The 14,605-nt window shown below is 68.7% G+C and carries 16 protein-coding genes and 1 tRNA gene; 6 read left to right on the top strand and 11 right to left on the bottom strand.

The genetic code is table 11. The features are described from left to right. Positions 1 to 5 precede the first annotated feature (5 nt). The 7 genes from STRTUCAR8_RS48480 to STRTUCAR8_RS48470 all read right to left on the bottom strand — a co-directional run bounded on the left by STRTUCAR8_RS48480 (position 6) and on the right by STRTUCAR8_RS48470 (position 4,563). Positions 6 to 1,343, bottom strand: coding sequence for an AAA family ATPase (locus STRTUCAR8_RS48480; protein WP_006379506.1), 1,338 nt, complete (start codon positions 1,341 to 1,343; stop codon positions 6 to 8). Further along, positions 1,340 to 1,639 (bottom strand): hypothetical protein, encoded by a 300-nt coding sequence (locus STRTUCAR8_RS28305; protein ID WP_006379515.1) that lies wholly within the window; start codon positions 1,637 to 1,639, stop codon positions 1,340 to 1,342. Before STRTUCAR8_RS28305 ends, STRTUCAR8_RS48480 begins: the two co-directional genes overlap by 4 nt. Continuing rightward, positions 1,636 to 2,211 (bottom strand): hypothetical protein, encoded by a 576-nt coding sequence (locus STRTUCAR8_RS48475; RefSeq protein WP_006379513.1) that lies wholly within the window; start codon positions 2,209 to 2,211, stop codon positions 1,636 to 1,638. The genes STRTUCAR8_RS28305 and STRTUCAR8_RS48475 overlap by 4 nt, the downstream gene beginning before the upstream one ends. Next, complete coding sequence (locus STRTUCAR8_RS28295) at positions 2,208 to 2,597, bottom strand: hypothetical protein (RefSeq protein WP_006379509.1); 390 nt, start codon at positions 2,595 to 2,597, stop codon at positions 2,208 to 2,210. Before STRTUCAR8_RS28295 ends, STRTUCAR8_RS48475 begins: the two co-directional genes overlap by 4 nt. Then, a complete protein-coding gene (locus tag STRTUCAR8_RS28290) occupies positions 2,597 to 3,370 on the bottom strand; it encodes a BN159_2729 family protein (RefSeq protein WP_006379504.1) in 774 nt (257 codons plus the stop codon). The genes STRTUCAR8_RS28295 and STRTUCAR8_RS28290 overlap by 1 nt, the downstream gene beginning before the upstream one ends. Further along, on the bottom strand, positions 3,367 to 3,984 hold the full coding sequence (locus STRTUCAR8_RS28285; protein ID WP_006379505.1) for an RNA polymerase sigma factor: 618 nt from the start codon (positions 3,982 to 3,984) through the stop codon (positions 3,367 to 3,369). Before STRTUCAR8_RS28285 ends, STRTUCAR8_RS28290 begins: the two co-directional genes overlap by 4 nt. Positions 3,985 to 4,062: 78 nt before the next feature. Further along, positions 4,063 to 4,563 carry a hypothetical protein gene (locus STRTUCAR8_RS48470; RefSeq protein WP_006379507.1) on the bottom strand — a complete coding sequence of 167 codons (501 nt, stop codon included), beginning with the start codon at positions 4,561 to 4,563 and terminating at the stop codon, positions 4,063 to 4,065. A gap of 211 nt (positions 4,564 to 4,774) precedes the next feature. Here STRTUCAR8_RS48470 and STRTUCAR8_RS28275 point away from each other — a divergent pair, with 211 nt between their 5' ends. Both STRTUCAR8_RS28275 and STRTUCAR8_RS28265 read left to right on the top strand, forming a co-directional pair. Beyond that, on the top strand, positions 4,775 to 5,212 hold the full coding sequence (locus tag STRTUCAR8_RS28275; protein WP_241784708.1) for a helix-turn-helix domain-containing protein: 438 nt from the start codon (positions 4,775 to 4,777) through the stop codon (positions 5,210 to 5,212). Positions 5,213 to 5,683: 471 nt separating this feature from the next. Beyond that, a complete protein-coding gene (locus tag STRTUCAR8_RS28265; RefSeq protein ID WP_006379511.1) occupies positions 5,684 to 7,114 on the top strand; it encodes a tyrosine-type recombinase/integrase in 1,431 nt (476 codons plus the stop codon). A gap of 183 nt (positions 7,115 to 7,297) precedes the next feature. Here the strand turns inward: STRTUCAR8_RS28265 and STRTUCAR8_RS28260 are convergent, their stop codons facing one another. Both STRTUCAR8_RS28260 and STRTUCAR8_RS28255 read right to left on the bottom strand, forming a co-directional pair. After that, positions 7,298 to 7,774, bottom strand: a complete 477-nt coding sequence (locus STRTUCAR8_RS28260) for an SPW repeat protein (protein WP_006379514.1) — start codon at positions 7,772 to 7,774, stop codon at positions 7,298 to 7,300. A 223-nt stretch (positions 7,775 to 7,997) separates the two neighbouring features. Beyond that, positions 7,998 to 8,339: a DUF6344 domain-containing protein gene (locus STRTUCAR8_RS28255; RefSeq protein WP_006379502.1), complete on the bottom strand. Its 342-nt coding sequence runs from the start codon at positions 8,337 to 8,339 to the stop codon at positions 7,998 to 8,000. Between the two features lie 349 nt (positions 8,340 to 8,688). Here STRTUCAR8_RS28255 and STRTUCAR8_RS54555 point away from each other — a divergent pair, with 349 nt between their 5' ends. Both STRTUCAR8_RS54555 and STRTUCAR8_RS28250 read left to right on the top strand, forming a co-directional pair. Then, the gene (locus tag STRTUCAR8_RS54555; protein ID WP_003999697.1) at positions 8,689 to 8,817 is read left to right on the top strand and encodes a DLW-39 family protein; all 129 of its coding nucleotides are present in this window, start codon (positions 8,689 to 8,691) and stop codon (positions 8,815 to 8,817) included. Positions 8,818 to 9,105: 288 nt separating this feature from the next. Beyond that, positions 9,106 to 10,470 carry a hypothetical protein gene (locus STRTUCAR8_RS28250; RefSeq protein ID WP_006379510.1) on the top strand — a complete coding sequence of 455 codons (1,365 nt, stop codon included), beginning with the start codon at positions 9,106 to 9,108 and terminating at the stop codon, positions 10,468 to 10,470. A gap of 30 nt (positions 10,471 to 10,500) precedes the next feature. On the opposite strand, the gene STRTUCAR8_RS28245 is transcribed toward STRTUCAR8_RS28250, so the two are convergent. Both STRTUCAR8_RS28245 and STRTUCAR8_RS28240 read right to left on the bottom strand, forming a co-directional pair. After that, entirely contained in the window at positions 10,501 to 12,414 is a 1,914-nt protein-coding gene (locus STRTUCAR8_RS28245; protein WP_006379501.1) for a serine/threonine-protein kinase, read from the bottom strand. Positions 12,415 to 12,695: 281 nt separating this feature from the next. Further along, entirely contained in the window at positions 12,696 to 13,244 is a 549-nt protein-coding gene (locus tag STRTUCAR8_RS28240; RefSeq protein ID WP_006379503.1) for a helix-turn-helix domain-containing protein, read from the bottom strand. A gap of 180 nt (positions 13,245 to 13,424) precedes the next feature. On the opposite strand from STRTUCAR8_RS28240, the gene STRTUCAR8_RS28235 reads away from it, so the two are divergent. After that, positions 13,425 to 13,497, top strand: a tRNA-Ala gene (locus STRTUCAR8_RS28235). A gap of 461 nt (positions 13,498 to 13,958) precedes the next feature. After that, entirely contained in the window at positions 13,959 to 14,531 is a 573-nt protein-coding gene (locus STRTUCAR8_RS28230; protein WP_006379508.1) for a GtrA family protein, read from the top strand. The last annotated feature ends 74 nt before the right edge of the window (positions 14,532 to 14,605 follow it).

The following is a 14,605-nucleotide window of genomic DNA, read 5'->3' as shown; positions in this document are numbered from 1 at the left end:
GTGAATCAGGCGGGCTGGTGGGCGTCCTGCTCAGCGATCTCCCGGGCAGCGGCGTCCAGGCCGTCGACCATGGCCGCGAAGTCGGCCGCGGGGTTCTCGCGCTCGCTGTAGTTCGTGAGCGTGTCGAGAAGGTCCTTCGCCTCGCCCAGGAGCAGCTCGTTCGCGGTGGCGACCGAGCGGCCGATGATCAGCGAGGTCGCGCGGAGGCGGTCGTCGCGCTCCCTGACGTTGAGCTTGTTGAACAGGGCGTGCATCATCCGCATCTGTGGGGCCGTGACCGGCGCGGGGGCCTGCTGCGGCTCCTGGGGTTCCCGCGCGACCCGAGGAGCGGCGGGAGCGGACCTCTCGGAGCCCGGCATGTCGTCGGACGGCTCCGGGTCACCGGAATAGGCGGCGGCAGCAGCCTCGACGTCGGAGGTCTGCGCTGACGTGGTCGTGACGCCCGTCGTGACGGGCTTGACGGCCTGCCCGTACTCCTTGATGACGTCCCCGAGCTTCGCGGGCTCGCCGGTCTTCGGGTGCAGCAGATCGGCGCCAAGCAGGCGCCGGATGTTGGCCTGGCCGTGCAGTTCCAGCGCCCGGTCATACGTCAGGCCTTCGCGGACCAGTTCGTCCACGATGACCTGGACGGGGTCCACGCCCTGGCCGAGCTGCTCCAGGATCGCCTCGGCGAAATCCTCGCCGGGGTGGTGGACGCAGGCTCCGTCGAGGGCCGTGTACCGGGTCTTGGTGACGGTGCCAGTGCCCTTGATCATGTCGATGACGACGTCGACTTCGTACTCGGCGCCCTCACGCTGGACGGTCTTGACGCCGACCTTCGTGACGGTCTTCCCCTCCATCGTGTAGTCGTTCTTCGTCCGCATGGTGACGATGACGTGCCCGGGGAAGTTCAACAGGGCGTCGAGCATGTCCTGTTCGAGGTCGTTGACGGGGCCCCAGGCGGTGAACTTGCCGCCGTAGTTGCCGGCCTTCTTCGCCTCCTCGTCGACTCGGGCGAGGAGGCCGCCCTTGCCCGCCCAGTAGTGCGACCAGGAGTCGATGATCAGGACGGCGATCCGTGCCTCGATGGCGGCGTTCACCACCGCGATCAGGTTTTCCGGGGAGCAGAACGCCATGGGCACGTGTACGAACTCGTGAGCCTCGATGTCCGGACGGCCGGGCACGGGGGCGTACTTGAGGGCGGAACCGCGCTCGGAGTCGACGACCCCGATGGTGCCGCCGGCCGCGAGCCGCTCGGCCATGCGGAGGGCGGTCTTGGTCTTGCCCGAGCCGCCGGGACCCTGGAGGGCGATGCGAGCCTTGGCGGTCTCGCGGGTCGCCGGGGCGAAGGTGAAGGTGCTCATGGGGTGCTCCGGGGGTCGCGCTGGGCGGGCGGGGTGAAACCGCGGGGATTGGTGGCGAACTGGCGGACCAGGTTCACGGTCCGGATGGCCGCGCCGAACTTCCGCCGCTTGCGTCGGAACTCGGCGTCGGTGTCGGTCTCGGTCCGGCGGTACTGGCCGTCGAGGGTCTGCTCGATTGCGTCCGCCAGCTCCTGGCCGAACTCCTGGCGGAGCGATCCGAGCAGCTGCGCGGCCTCGTCGGGGCGGAGAGCTCGTCCGCTGGTGAGGGCCTGGTAGGCGGTGCTGTACGCGCTCACTCGTCACCGTCCGGGTCGTACGCGGAGGCGATCTCCAGGGCGGTCACGGTGTAGCCGGTCGGGTTCTCCTCGCCATCGACGGCGGCGACCAACTCGGCGACGCCGTCCTCCTCGTCGACGATCCAGTCGAAGGTGGCGGTGGGAAGGTCGCGGCGGGCGTGGTCTTCGGCGTGCTTCCGGGCCTCGACCTCCGTCGTGTACTGGTCGAGGGTCATCGAGTCCCAGGAGGCGCGGTAAATGACCAGCTTGGGCGGCGAGTGTCGTTCCCCCTCCAGCTCGGCCACCCGGGTCTCAGCGTCGATCAGACGCCGAAGGACCGGAGCCATCCGCTCCCCCATATAAGAGGAGAGGTTCTGGCAGTAGAGGTCTTCCCACGTGGGGTGCTGGTGCTCTCGGCGGTTCCGTACGGACTCGCCGAAGGCCACCAGCAGTCCCGGGGTGGCGGGCTTCGCGTCGCCGAGCTGCTCGGCGATCTTGGCGCGCTGATCGGCCGTCAGCTGGACTCCAACAGGCACGGGCAGAGCACCCAATTCACGTACTGCTGTCTCGACGTCGCGGATCGGCTCGCTCATGCGCCCTCACCGTCCTCGGCGAACTCCGGGAGGCCAGTGGTGTCCAGGCCCATCGGGGAGACGGCGTTGTGCATCCGCTGGACGGCGGCCGTCAGCGCGGCCGCGGCGGCCATGGCGTCCGCGCGGGCCTTCACCAACTCGCGGATCTTGGCGTCGGCGTCGCCGCCGTTGTCGATGCGGACGCGTCCGTGCTCGTAGGTGTGCATCACGGGGCGCGTCGACTGCTCGATTGCCTGCCCCAGCATGCCGACGAGGTGCGAGAGGTTGCCGACCGCGGGGTACGCGTGGCCGGGATACACCCAGTCGTCCCCGACGGAGCGGGAGGTGTGGTTGAACTCGCGGACCTGGTCGGCCGCGTTGGACAGGGAGCGGGAAGGCCCAGCCATCAGGCTTCACCGCCCTGGGTGCCCGTCGTGACGGGCGTCACCTGGGGCGACGGGGCGTTCCTGACGGCCGTCAGCGGACCCGCCAGGCGGACGATGTTCGCCAGCGAGCAGCGCTCCGGCCGGCCATCGATCGACAGCAGCGGCATCCCGTCGGTGGTCCGCACGCCCTGGTAGAACCAGACGTCGCCCCCTGCATCCCGCTGCGGACGGGCCAGGTCGTAAACGACCCCGTCCACCTCGTACGGCTGCTTGGCGATCTTCCGCGCGTGCGCCCGGGCCTCCGGCAGGTTGTACGCCACGACCGACACCTGGACACCGTCCCGGTAGCCGAGGCCCGACACCGCGTACGGCAGCGGGGTCTCCTTGTCGTGGGTGATCCCGAACCACGTCCGCCACTGGGTCCACTGCGACTGGTCGAGGACGTTCAGCGCGACCAGGACGCGGTCACCGTTTACATGGATGCTCTGGAACTCTGGGTGGCGCCCGATGTGCTGCTCGATGGACTCCGCGACTCGGCGGCCCCGCTCACACGACTGATCCCAGGCAAGAGCCTGCTGCTCCAGCTCGGTCAGCTCCGGCTGCTCCTGGTGCTCCTGGTGCTCGCGCGCCCAGCCGCCGCCCGGGGTGCGGTGCAGGACGAGGCCAGCCCGCTCCGGGTCGACGAGGAGACGAGCGCTGTCGAGGGCGTGGGCGATGGCAGCCGCCGGGTCCGTACCGCTGGCGTCCAGCGCCGCGCGGATCACCTTGACGGCGTGGGGGAGGTTCTTGTTCACGCTGCCACCGCCTCGGCGGCGAGGGCGCGGCGAACGCTGGCACGCATGCCGATCTTCGCGCGGTCCGTGAGGGTCTTCACCGCACCGGTCGTCCTGTCGAGCCGCGTGGCCGCGTCCTTGAGCGGCAGTTCCTCGAGGAACCGGAGCCGGAGGCACTCCTGGTGGGCTCCGGGGAGCGAGCCCATCGCGGCCCGAACGGTTGCAGCAGCCTCAGCGGCGTCCAGCAGCCTCAGGGCACTCGACTCGGCGCTGTCACACCGCTCGTCGGTCTCGAAGATCTCCGCCACTGCTACCTCGCACTTAGTGCGGCTGGCCCGGCAGTGGTCCGTGTGCAGGTTCCGGGCGATCGTGTACAGCCAGCCGCCGAAGCCGCCGCTGTTCGGCCGCTCGGCGAAGGTGCCGATCCGGCCCAGCGCGCGGACGAAGGTGTCCTGGGTGAGGTCCTCGGCCAGTTGCTCGTCGCATCCGCGGGTCCGCAGAAAGCGGTACACCGGGACGCGGTGTTCGTTGTAGAGGGTGGCGAAGGCGTCGCGGTCACCCGCGCCGGCCTTGGCTACCAGGGCGGCCGTGAGGCCTCCTGTGGCGCTGATCTTGGCGTTAGCCTGTGCAGACACCAGATCTCCTTTGACGTAGGGGTTTTCGGGTGGGAGGGCCGTCCCGGGTCGCATCCGGGGCGGTCCTTCGTGCGTGTGTCAGGCGGCGGTGCGCTGCTTCCGCATCGCGTCGAGGACGGCGTGCGGGTCGAAGCGGCGGGAAGAGCCGACGTAGATCAGGCCGGGCCAGATCTCGCCGTGCTCCTTCGCCTCCTGGATCTGCTTGTCGATCCAGCTCATGGACTTCCGCAGGAAGCGCGCGAGCGTTCGCTGGTCCATCAGCTGATCGGGCAGTGCCGACTTCCCCGAACCGTGAGTCTTCGATCTCCGTGTAGATGTAGATTCCTGGAGTGTGAAGACAGGCGATTCGAAGAGGTCATCGACCTCCTTGGCGAGCGCGGTGGCGATGAGCTCGGCGGCCCGGTCGCTGCAGTCCTCGCGGGCACTCGTTCCGCCGCCCGCAAGGAAGCCGATGTACGCCCTCGACAGGCCTTCGCCGGTCGGGTCGATTTCCTTCGTCCTGGCGGCGAGGCGTGGAATGTCCAACTCGGCCGCCTTCATGGCGGCCCGCAGTGGGGCACTTTTGTCCAGTCGTCGCATGGTGATCCTCCGGCGCGTGGCCGAATTGGGGTCTCGTAGGTCCGCTTGACCTGCGATATCTACAATCTACGTGTAGATGCAGATCGCGTCAAGAGGGACGCGCAGGGGTGTAGAAATGCGCTACCGGGGCGCGCAGGGGTCATGTAGATGCGCCGGAGTACCGTCAAATACAGGTCATGGACCCCCGGTCTACTTGCGGATGTAGATGGAGATGGCCGATCCTCTGAACGTGACGAGCCACCAGCACCACCCCGGCGACCATGCCGCCGAGGACCCCGCCCCCCGAGGTGAGGACCTGGCGGCACTACTCCAACGCCTCCTGGACCAGGTCCCCGACAAGAATCAGAAGGACCTGGCCGACGCGGCCGGCATCCGGTACCCGACCCTCAACGCGTGGGTGAACCGCACTCGCGGAACCTCACGCATCGACCCCGACTCCCTGCGCAGCTTGCGGGACGTCTTTCGTTCCTGGGGCGTCGAGACGACCGTTGGCGAGTTCTTCGCTGCCGCCGGCCGACCAGTTCCCGGGCCATCGAGTGATGAGCGCGAGGCGCGCCTGCTGAAGCTCTACCAGCAACTGCCGGAAGACAAGCAGCGTGCGCTGGTGAAGGATGCCGAGGCCATGTTGGCGGTTAGTCGCGCCTCGTAACTTTTAGTAAGGGTTGCCTAATGGGGGCCGTCCTGTTTTCGTCGCCCCGTTCGTGAAGAAGGGTGTTTTTTGTCCGGTTTGGTTTGGCTGGAAACAAACCATCCCCGAATATGACAAGTGATCTCTACATCACGCACACAGGCAGGTACGATCAGTCACCCGCTGTCCTCCCGTAGCGGCACTGGCACCCGTACTGCCCTGGGGGACACCTGTGTGCATCCGCATCGCCGTGGTTTCGAATCTCCCGACGATCGCTATTTGGGACCCAGACGAGGTCACGATCCTCGTATCCAGGGGCACCCACCCTCACTACCTGATCAGAGAACTGCACGCGATCCTTACGGTCGACCTCGGCGCACCCGACCATCCAGGCGCCGGCCTCACCTGTTTCTGCGGGACTCCGCTCTTGCTCCCCGATGAGCTCACAGCGACCCCGGCCGTCGGCGCCCACCTCTGATCAAGGACAACACCGTGGGGCGCAGGACTACAGCAAACCCTCGTCAGATCCGCAGCAAGAGCTGCGGCTGCAAACTCTGCCTGGCCAAGTACCCAGGCAATCGGCCCAAATCCCGCGACTGTTCCGGATCCTGGCAGGCCCGGTACACGCCACCAGGACAGCGTGAACGGGCCGTCAACTTCGAGACCGAACCGCAGGCCGAGCACTTCCTGGAGCGGACCCGCACGGAAATCCGCGAACGCAGGTGGATCGACCCCGCTCGAGGAGAGATCACGCTGACGACGTGGCACCCGCTCTGGTGGGAGTCGCAGACCGCGCAGTTGGAAGAGAACACGATCGACCGCGACGGCCGGTCGTGGCGCAACCACGTCCAGCGGCGGTTCGGCACCGTACGCCTGGTGGACATCACCTGGCTCGATGTCCAGAACTGGGTGAACTCCATCTGGGACGGGAACGGCGGCTCACTCGCCGCCAGCTCGGTGACGAAAGCCTTCCAGGTCCTCGACCGGATGATGACCGCAGCCATGCGCGACCGCCGCATCCCCTTCAACCCCTGCGACGGCATCAAACTGCCGAGCGGGAAGGGGAAGCACCCGGACGACAGGCGGCCACCGACAACCGACCAGCTCGCCCTTGTGCGCGAACAACTCCCGAAGTACCTGCGGCCCGTGCAGCAACTCGCCGAGGAGACAGGCCTTCGGTTCGGCGAGCTGGCCGGCCTCCGCTGGTGCCGCGTCGACTTCGCCTCCAGGCGGATTCAGGTCAGGGAGGTCCTGATCGAGCCGCGCGGGCACGTAAAGAGGAAGGCGTACCCCAAGAGCGACGCGGGCCTGCGGACCGTGCCACTGACGGAGGCCGCGGTGCAGCTGCTCCGCGATCTCTGGGACGCCGAACCGAACGCGAGCCGCTCGCAGTCCGAGCCGGAGGACGGTCTGCATCCGGAGGAGCTGGTGTTCCACGGGCGCAACGAGATCCGCCGGGGAACGAAGAAGGCCGACGGCGTGGGCGAGCCATACCGGGCACCGCTGCGACGAAGCAGCTTTCGCCGGCGGTGGGTCGACGCGATCGACTCGGCCGGGATCGCCCGGACGACGGTCAAGACCTGGATCGAGACGGTCGAGGACCCGGAGACCGGCCGGACAGAGAAGAAGGAGATGAAGCGGACGGACTGGTGGCCGGACTTCCACGACCAGCGGCACACGTTCGCCTCGAAGCTGCACGCGCTCGGCGTCCCGGAGGCCATCACCCAGGAGATCCTCGGCCACGAGCGGGCGGGCGAAGTGACGTGGCTGTACACCCACGCTTCGGCGGACTACGCGGGGCAGGTGCTGGCCGCGCTGGAGGGTGCGGTGCCTGGTCAGGCTCAGCTCAGGATGGTGGCGGCGGAGTCCGGTGGAGTCCGGGAAGAGTCCGGACCGGAGGTAAGGCGCACAGGGGTTGCGTGACAATCCACGCTGTAGATCGGTGTAGGTGCTGTTTGGCCAGCACGTTCGTTGATCAGCGACGATGCGGATTTTGACCCAGGCCCTGATAAGGATGAGGCCACAGGTTCAAATCCTGTTAGCCCCACCAGCACGAAGGCCCCCAGGCGAACTTGCCTGGGGGCCTTCGGTGTTCAACGGCTGACATCAGCCGATGCGTTGCGTGGACGAGCGGTTGTCGGACGACCGGTCCACCGGGCGGGCGGCCGCTGCGGCCATGAGGGCCAGCAGGAGCCCGATCGCGCCGACGATGATGTTGTTGACGATCGTCCTGGTGGTGCTGACGTCGCCCGCCACCGCCCACGGCGCGATGATCGTCCACGCGCCGAGCGCGCAGGCGGCCCACGCCATGCTGTGCGACCGTTCGTACGCCCGACCGAAACCACCGCTCATGATCAGGGCGTAGCAGATGCCCACGATCAGATTGTTGACCGCCAGGGTGGAGAACCCGTTGAACCCCACGATCCACGGAGAGGCCGCCAGGTAGAGGCCGGTGATCAGGGCCATCGCCTCGACGGCCTGCGCCCTTGGAGTGGTCGCGACATGCTCGGCCATCTCGTGCCGATTTCGCATCGCGAGGATGTCAGGATGCGTTGCCATGTCAGATCGCGGCTGTGTCGTCATTCCGATACCTCCGATTTGCCCGTCATGTGAATTTCGTGAAGCGAGTGCCCCCGCATGGGCGGGGCAACCATCGCGGGCCGAAGACGCTGAGCAGCAAAAAGACCCCCGACCAGTGATGGCCGGGGGTCTTTCGGGTGTCCTCGTGTATCTCCGTATGGCTTTGTACGCAAGTTCGCCGCTACAGGGGGAGGGGTTTCACGCGAGGAGAGTCACGCGCGCGGGGTCAGGATGGTGGCTGTGCCGCCGTCTCGGCGTCCGTGGCGGTGTCCGGGCCGGCTTCCGTCTCCGCGTCCGTGTCCGCGGGTGAGCGGTGGCGACAGCTCGGGGAGGAACCGTGGGCCTCGGCTCGGATGCGCTGCTTCATCGTGGGGGGCAGAGACCGGGCGTAGGACCAGGCCCAGGCGGCTGTGAGGGGTGCCGCCGCGGGTGCGGCGCAGTTGCGTGCCGGGTGGCTCTCGGCTACCGCCGCGGTGGCGGTCGTCGTGATCAGTCCCAGCGTCGTGCACAGCGCCAGGAAGGCGGTGACGACGACGGTCCACAACTTCATGACCTTGTTCTGGGCCATGGCCCCTCACTTTCGGGTTGGGCGATTTGCGTACTTTCCTAATCATGTGTACGGAGGTCGCGAAGTGGTGGACCTGCGACCGTGGCGCGTCGATCTTCGGATGAACACCACTCGGATGGACGCAACAGCACCGAAAAGTGAGGAATAAGGGAGAGAAGGCGGCGGATCGGGGCGAAAAGTCACGGTACGTGGAGATGTGATCACCCTCCGATCGGAGCGGTGTCGTCCGCTTCTACTGCTGTGTGCCGGACGGGAGTTGGGGGCCGGCGCAGGTCACCGATCGGTCTCGGCCGGAGGGTATAGTCGGGCGCCAGAGGTCCCCTACGTCAAGGAAAGACGAGGTCGCACGGTGAAGAAGCTTCTCCTGGTCGCACTGGCCGCCATCGGCGGGCTCCTCGTGTACCGCCAGATCCAGGCGGATCGCGCCGAGCAGGATCTGTGGACGGAGGCGACCGACTCCGTGCCCACGGGTTCGTGAGTATCGACAGCAGTCTGTGAACAGGCCCCGGCCGCCGACGCGGTCGGGGTTTTGTGTTGTCCGGGTGATATCCGAGGTCGATAGGCAGTTCGCCGTCGCGAACGAAATACTTGCTGAGGCAAATCAAGGTGCCTCGTGGCCGGTTGTTTCGAGCGCTCGTACGGACAGCGAGGGTGGCGGGACGACCGACGGGGCAGGATGGGCGACGGTCCGGGCAGAGACAGTGCCCGGACCCGGCAGGGGCGGCGGACGGTTCGGGCAGCGGCCGGGCATGACGAGGGGTGGCGCGTGATGGGGCGGCGCACAGTGCGGGGCGCGGTCGTGGCGGCGGTGCTGAGCGTGGTGACGGGACTGGGTGCGGGTCCGGAGGCCGGCTTCGAAGCGGTCGCCGCGCAGGACGCGTACACGTACGACTTCGCCGAGGGCGCCCAGAGCGTCGAGGGGGCCGTGAGCACCACGGACGCCGTGGGGCTGGAACCCGGCGGGACCTACCGCAGCACCCTCCCGGTCAACGGAAGGCTCTACTTCCGCCTCGCACTCGACGCCACGTCGAACGCCTATGTCTCCGCCACCGCCGTCCCCCGCCAGGGCACGACGGTGTCCTCCTCCGACGGCGTCAAGGTGGCCGTGCAGGACGCCGACGCCCGTTCCTGCTCCTACGACAGCACACGATTCGGAGCTTCCCGCAGCCCGCATCCGGTCGCCGCCTGGGCGGCCCGCGTGACCGACGGCGAGACGACGGCCTGTCAGACGGCCGGTACGTACTACCTGGTCGTGGACCGCATCGACTCGGCGGGCTCGTCGTCGGACGACTGGGACCTCGAACTGACGTACACGTCCGAGCCGGGCCTCGTGAACAAAGCCGCGACGACCGCCCCCGAGTCCCCCGGAGACTGGGACTCCGCCTCACCCGACCCGCTCACCGGCGACGCGGTCCGCCGCGAGGGCGGCGCCGGCTTCGCCACGGCCACCCCGATGGGACAGGGAGTCTGGCAGGACGACATCACGCCCGGTCAGACCCGCTTCTACCGGGTGCCGGTCGACTGGGGGCAGCAACTCCACGCCGTCGCCGAACTGGGCAGCTCCAGCAGCGGTCCCAGCAGTGGCAACCGGTACGTCAGCAGCGCGCTCGTCATGTCGCTCTACAATCCCGCGCGCGGGTACGTCGACGACGAGAGCCTCCTCTACGACGGCCGCCAGAGTTCGGCAGCCCTCGATCCCCTGCCACCTGTCACCTACACCAACCGCTACGGCCTCGGCGACCGGACGAGCGGGATGCGGTTCGCGGGCTCGTACTACCTCGTCGTCCATCTCGCCGAGCGGGTGACACAACAGTTCGGCGCGGGCCCGTACGGGCTGACCCTGAGGGTCCAGGTGACAGGTACGGCGCAGGACGCTCCCGGCTACCTGGGACAGTCCGTGCCCCGGGACACCTTCGCGGTCACCGACCAGGACCGGAAGGCAGCCGACGGGTGGACGTCCGACGCGTCGGCGGGGGACACCGGCACCGACAGGGCTGACGGAACCTCCGAGCGGGGCGACGGCGCCGCGATGCGGGTGGTCGCGGTCAGCGGCATCGGGGCGGGGAGCCTGCTGGTGCTCGGTCTCGGGCTGTGGACGATGATCGCTCGGCGGCGCGCGCACCACGCCTAGGACGGCTTGAACGGCCGGACAGGCCCTGGTTCAGATATGGAACAGGGCCCAGAAACCCACGGCGTAACAGGCCAGGGCGAGGAACAGCACCGGTATCGCCACCTTCGCGGGCGGACCGGGGCGACGCTGGCGGCGTCGGCCCCGGCGCTGCGGAACCGCCTGCTCGGATAGCCGAACCTGCGCGGAGCCGACGGCATACGTGTCCTGCCGCAGCGTCGGAGTGGGCGTCACCGTCGCGGTCGGCGTCTGCGTGGCGGTCCGCGGCGTATGCGGCCGGGGGAAAGGTTCCTGCGCGGACTCGAAACGCGAGCCGCCGAAGGACGGGACCTCGAAGGGCGGCGGTACGTGGACCGCGGCCGGCGCCGGAAGCGGAACAGCCACGGGGGGAGTGGAGGGCTGCACCGGCCGGTGAGAGGAGTACTGGTGCTGTGCCGTGGCGGAGGAAGCGGCGACCTGCGGCGGGGGAAGGTGAAAGCTGCCCGTGTCAGACATGGCGGACGGCTGCGGCGGGATCACTGCCGGAGGATGAACCGGGCGCGGTGGCGCGGCGTCCGAAACGGGCGGGACACCGTTCTGCTGAGCAGAGTGAGCCGGGTATGTCGGCGGAGCGGGTGGAGCCTGCTGTCCCCGGGGCCGATTCGCTACGGAGTCGGTTTCGGGCCGGACCAGGGCGGCACCGGGGTGTCTCCAAGGCTCCCCGGTACCGGAGTCGGCCCCTGAGGGGACGGGGTCCTTGACCGGCTTGGCGGGTATGGCGCCCGTGCCCGGGCCGGAGGGCGGGACGACGGTTCCCGGCACCGGATCCGGCATCGGGCCGGGCAGCGAACCCGGTACCGGCCTGAGCCCCGGCCCTGTGCGCGTGCCGCCGGTCGCCGGGCCGGTGGGCGTGCCGTCCGGGTGCGGTTCGCGGTACGGGTCGTATCGGCGGGCCGCTCCCGGGCCGGTGTGTATGCCGTCCGAGTCCGGCCCGCCGTGTCCGGCGGCTGCGGCCGGCCTGCCTTCCGTACCGCCGCCCGCCCCAGTTCCCGTACGCGCGCCGCTCATGGTCACACCGGGGGACAGTTTGAGGGGGCCGGCCGGAGCGAAGTCCTTTGGCAGAGGGCCGAGTTGGTCGAAGACCTCGATCAACTCGTCGTCGGGGCCGGGCTCGGGCAGAAGCTCAGCGGCCTGCGCGAGAGCCTTGCGCGCGCCCGTGGCGGTGCGGAACCGCGCCTGCGGGTCCGGCTGCAGCAGTGTCGCCACGACCTGCCAGAGCGGCTCGGGTATGCCCTGCGGGGCGCTGGGCGTGCCGTGCGCCGCGAAGTACTCGATGAGGGCCTTGGAGTCCGGCTTGGCGCCCTCCAGGAGGTAGAGCGCGACCAGGCCCACGGCGAACAGGTCGGAGGGGAAGTCCGGGTCCGCGCCCAGCATCTGCTCGGGGGCGAAGTATCCGGGTGTGCCCACCACGTAGTCGGTCTCCGTCAGCCGTGGCTCGCCCAGCCGCATAGCGATGCCGAAGTCGGACAGCCGCAACCTCGGGCGGCCCGTACCGGTCGCTTCGAGCAGCACGTTGGCGGGCTTGATGTCGCGGTGCACCACGCCCTCCGCGTGCACGGCGGCAAGACCGGAAAGAAGCTGGTCGAGAAGAGTGCAGACGAACGCGGGCGGCAGAGGGCCGTAGTCCGCGATCAGATGGACGAGCGAACCTCCGGCGACCAGATCCATCGTGAACAGGACCTTGTCGTCGTCCGCCGCCCAGCTGGCCGGGGCGAGGACATGCGGATGGTCGATCCGCAGCGCCTGCTCACGGACGAAACGCAGCAGCGAGTGGGCGTCGCTCTGCTGCAGGACCTTGGCGGCCACGTACCGGCGGCGGCGATGGTCCCAGGCGCGCCAGACGGCGCCTACTCCCCCGCGCCCGATAGGGTCGGCCAGTTCGTACCGGCCGGCGAAGACCTCACCCATGGCTCTGCGTCGATCCCCCTTCGGATCATCGCTCGGTCGGTTCCGGATCTGCGGATGGTACGGCTCCTCCTACCCCGCTCCCGAGCCCTCTGTCACACCGCTCACCCAGAACCTGTCTCTGCACCCGTTCCCCTGCCCGCTTCCGGCCCCCCGTTCCCTGTCGCGACCCGAGTCGTGCCACGGGCAGGTCCTGCCGGTCGTACGTGCCTTGGTCACCCCCGTCAGACCCCCCTGAGCCGTAGCCCGGCCGCCGAACCCCCGGTCGGCGGCCGGGCGGCGGCTCAGCTCTGGTGGGACTGGTAGTGCGTCACGGCGTCAGAGGTGCGACCCGCGCCGTACACCCGGAGGAACTCTGCCAGTTCCGGGTGGCTCGGGGCGAGAGTGTCCGCCGCGTCGATGATGTCGCCCGCGGCGGACACCGAGCGAAGCAGCGACTGGATCTCGCGGACCACCCGCTTGACCGTGGGCGCCCCCGAACTCGTCGTCGACTGCGCGGTGTTGCTGAGCACCGAACCCCCCTGCGACTTCTTGATCTCATCCATCCGCTCGGTCGCCTCGGCCGCGCTGACGCTGCCGTCCGCGACCTGACCGGCCAGATCCTGCAGCAACTGCACGCGCTGCACCACTGCCGGATTGCCGATCTTGGCCCGCTGGCCGCTCATCAGCTGTGACAGCATCGGCGCGGACAACCCCAGTACCCCCGCGAGACGAGCCTGGTTGAGTCCAAGATCGTCGATGAGCTTACGGAAGAGCGCCCCCAGCGGCTCCCCGTACCAGTTCCGCTGAAGCTCCCGCGCTCTTGCGGTTGCTTCCTGCTGTGCGGCATCCATTGCGTCTCCCCATCGCTTCCCCAAATACCGCGGTTCGCTGTAGCGAACCACGTCGAGCATCTTACGGAGAGTGGTCGTCCACGGGGACCCCAATCCTTTTGCGAGATACCGGGGATGACCCGGTACTCTGGTCTGCGGCGCCCACCAGAACCTGGTGTTCTGGGCGGACGCCTCCCTTTCGGGGCCTTAGCTCAGTTGGTAGAGCGCTGTCTTTGCATGGCAGATGTCAGGGGTTCGACTCCCCTAGGCTCCACTCGATCCATTCCCCAAATGCCCTCTGAACTGCGGAAACGCAGTCCCAGGGGGCATTTTTGCAAGGGGCGGTTCCCCGGCGGCCGTGCTTACCGCGCGTGGCGTGCCAGGTCGGGGCACCGAATCGGGCTCCCCCTGATGTCTGTGGCCGGCTCGCCAGTCCGTACGGCCTCCCGCGCGGAGCACCGATTCCAGTCAGCCCGGCCGGAACACACGCGGCCGCCCACTCCCGCTCTGCAAGCAGGTCTCCCGCACTACCGCCGGTTCGGTCCTGCCGACCTCTTCTTCTTGCTCTTCCTCCCGGCCGGGTAGCGCCTGCCGGACCCCGAAGGTGGGGCTGGCTACACCCCCGGTTCGGGAGTACACGTCATCGTTTCCCCGAGCCCGCGACGGCATCGTTGATCCCGGTCGATCCCCGTGATCCACAGAGGTTCACAGCCCGCCGCCCGGAAGGAAACCGCCGTGAAGTCGCTGCTCCCGTCGAAGCCCAGGACGACCGAAGCGGCGCTGCGCACGGAAGCGGCCGGGGTGACCGAGACCTCCGGCGCCGTCACCCCCGGACCGCTCGCCTCCTTCGCCCGGTTCGTCCTGTGCGGCGGCGGAGTCGGACTGCTCTCCAGCGGCGCCGTGGCACTGCTCGCCGCGGCGATGCCCTGGGCACTGGCGAACGCGCTCATCACCGTCGCCTCGACCATCCTGTGCACCGAACTCCACGCCCGCTTCACCTTCGGAGCCGGCCGACGCGCCGGATGGCGCCAGCACTGGCAGTCGGCGGGCTCGGCCACCGCCGCCTACGTCGTCACCTGCGCCGCGATGTTCGTCCTGCACCTGGTTCAGTCGTCGCCCGGCATGCTGACCGAGCAGATCGTCTATCTCAGCGCCTCCGGCCTTGCCGGAACAGGCCGCTTCCTGGTGCTGCGTCTGTTCGTCTTCGCGGCCGGCCCGAACAAGCCCGCCCGCCGCGACATTCGCCGCGCCCCGGCCTTGAAGGGCATCGGGACGCTGAGGACGAGCCCGCGACTGGCCGTCTCCTGACATGTTTCACGTGAAACACCGTCCCGGACGAACGGACACCACCGCGTCACGTTTCACGTGAAACATCGCTGTGG

Origin of the sequence: Streptomyces turgidiscabies Car8 (genome assembly GCF_000331005.1) — a bacterium.
Lineage (GTDB): Bacteria > Actinomycetota > Actinomycetes > Streptomycetales > Streptomycetaceae > Streptomyces > Streptomyces turgidiscabies.
Note: the sequence above shows the minus strand (reverse complement) of the source record. Positions and strands in the feature narration are given on the sequence as shown.

Bases quoted from the DNA above. Each gene is read 5' to 3' on its own strand.
- STRTUCAR8_RS48480 (WP_006379506.1), bottom strand. From the start codon at position 1,343: ATGAGCACCTTCACCTTCGCCCCGGCGACCCGCGAGACCGCCAAGGCT.
- STRTUCAR8_RS48475 (WP_006379513.1), bottom strand. From the start codon at position 2,211: ATGAGCGAGCCGATCCGCGACGTCGAGACAGCAGTACGTGAATTGGGT.
- STRTUCAR8_RS28295 (WP_006379509.1), bottom strand. From the start codon at position 2,597: ATGGCTGGGCCTTCCCGCTCCCTGTCCAACGCGGCCGACCAGGTCCGC.
- STRTUCAR8_RS48470 (WP_006379507.1), bottom strand. From the start codon at position 4,563: ATGCGACGACTGGACAAAAGTGCCCCACTGCGGGCCGCCATGAAGGCG.
- STRTUCAR8_RS28275 (WP_241784708.1), top strand. From the start codon at position 4,775: ATGGCCGATCCTCTGAACGTGACGAGCCACCAGCACCACCCCGGCGAC.
- STRTUCAR8_RS28260 (WP_006379514.1), bottom strand. From the start codon at position 7,774: ATGACGACACAGCCGCGATCTGACATGGCAACGCATCCTGACATCCTC.
- STRTUCAR8_RS28255 (WP_006379502.1), bottom strand. From the start codon at position 8,339: ATGGCCCAGAACAAGGTCATGAAGTTGTGGACCGTCGTCGTCACCGCC.
- STRTUCAR8_RS28245 (WP_006379501.1), bottom strand. From the start codon at position 12,414: ATGGGTGAGGTCTTCGCCGGCCGGTACGAACTGGCCGACCCTATCGGG.
- STRTUCAR8_RS28240 (WP_006379503.1), bottom strand. From the start codon at position 13,244: ATGGATGCCGCACAGCAGGAAGCAACCGCAAGAGCGCGGGAGCTTCAG.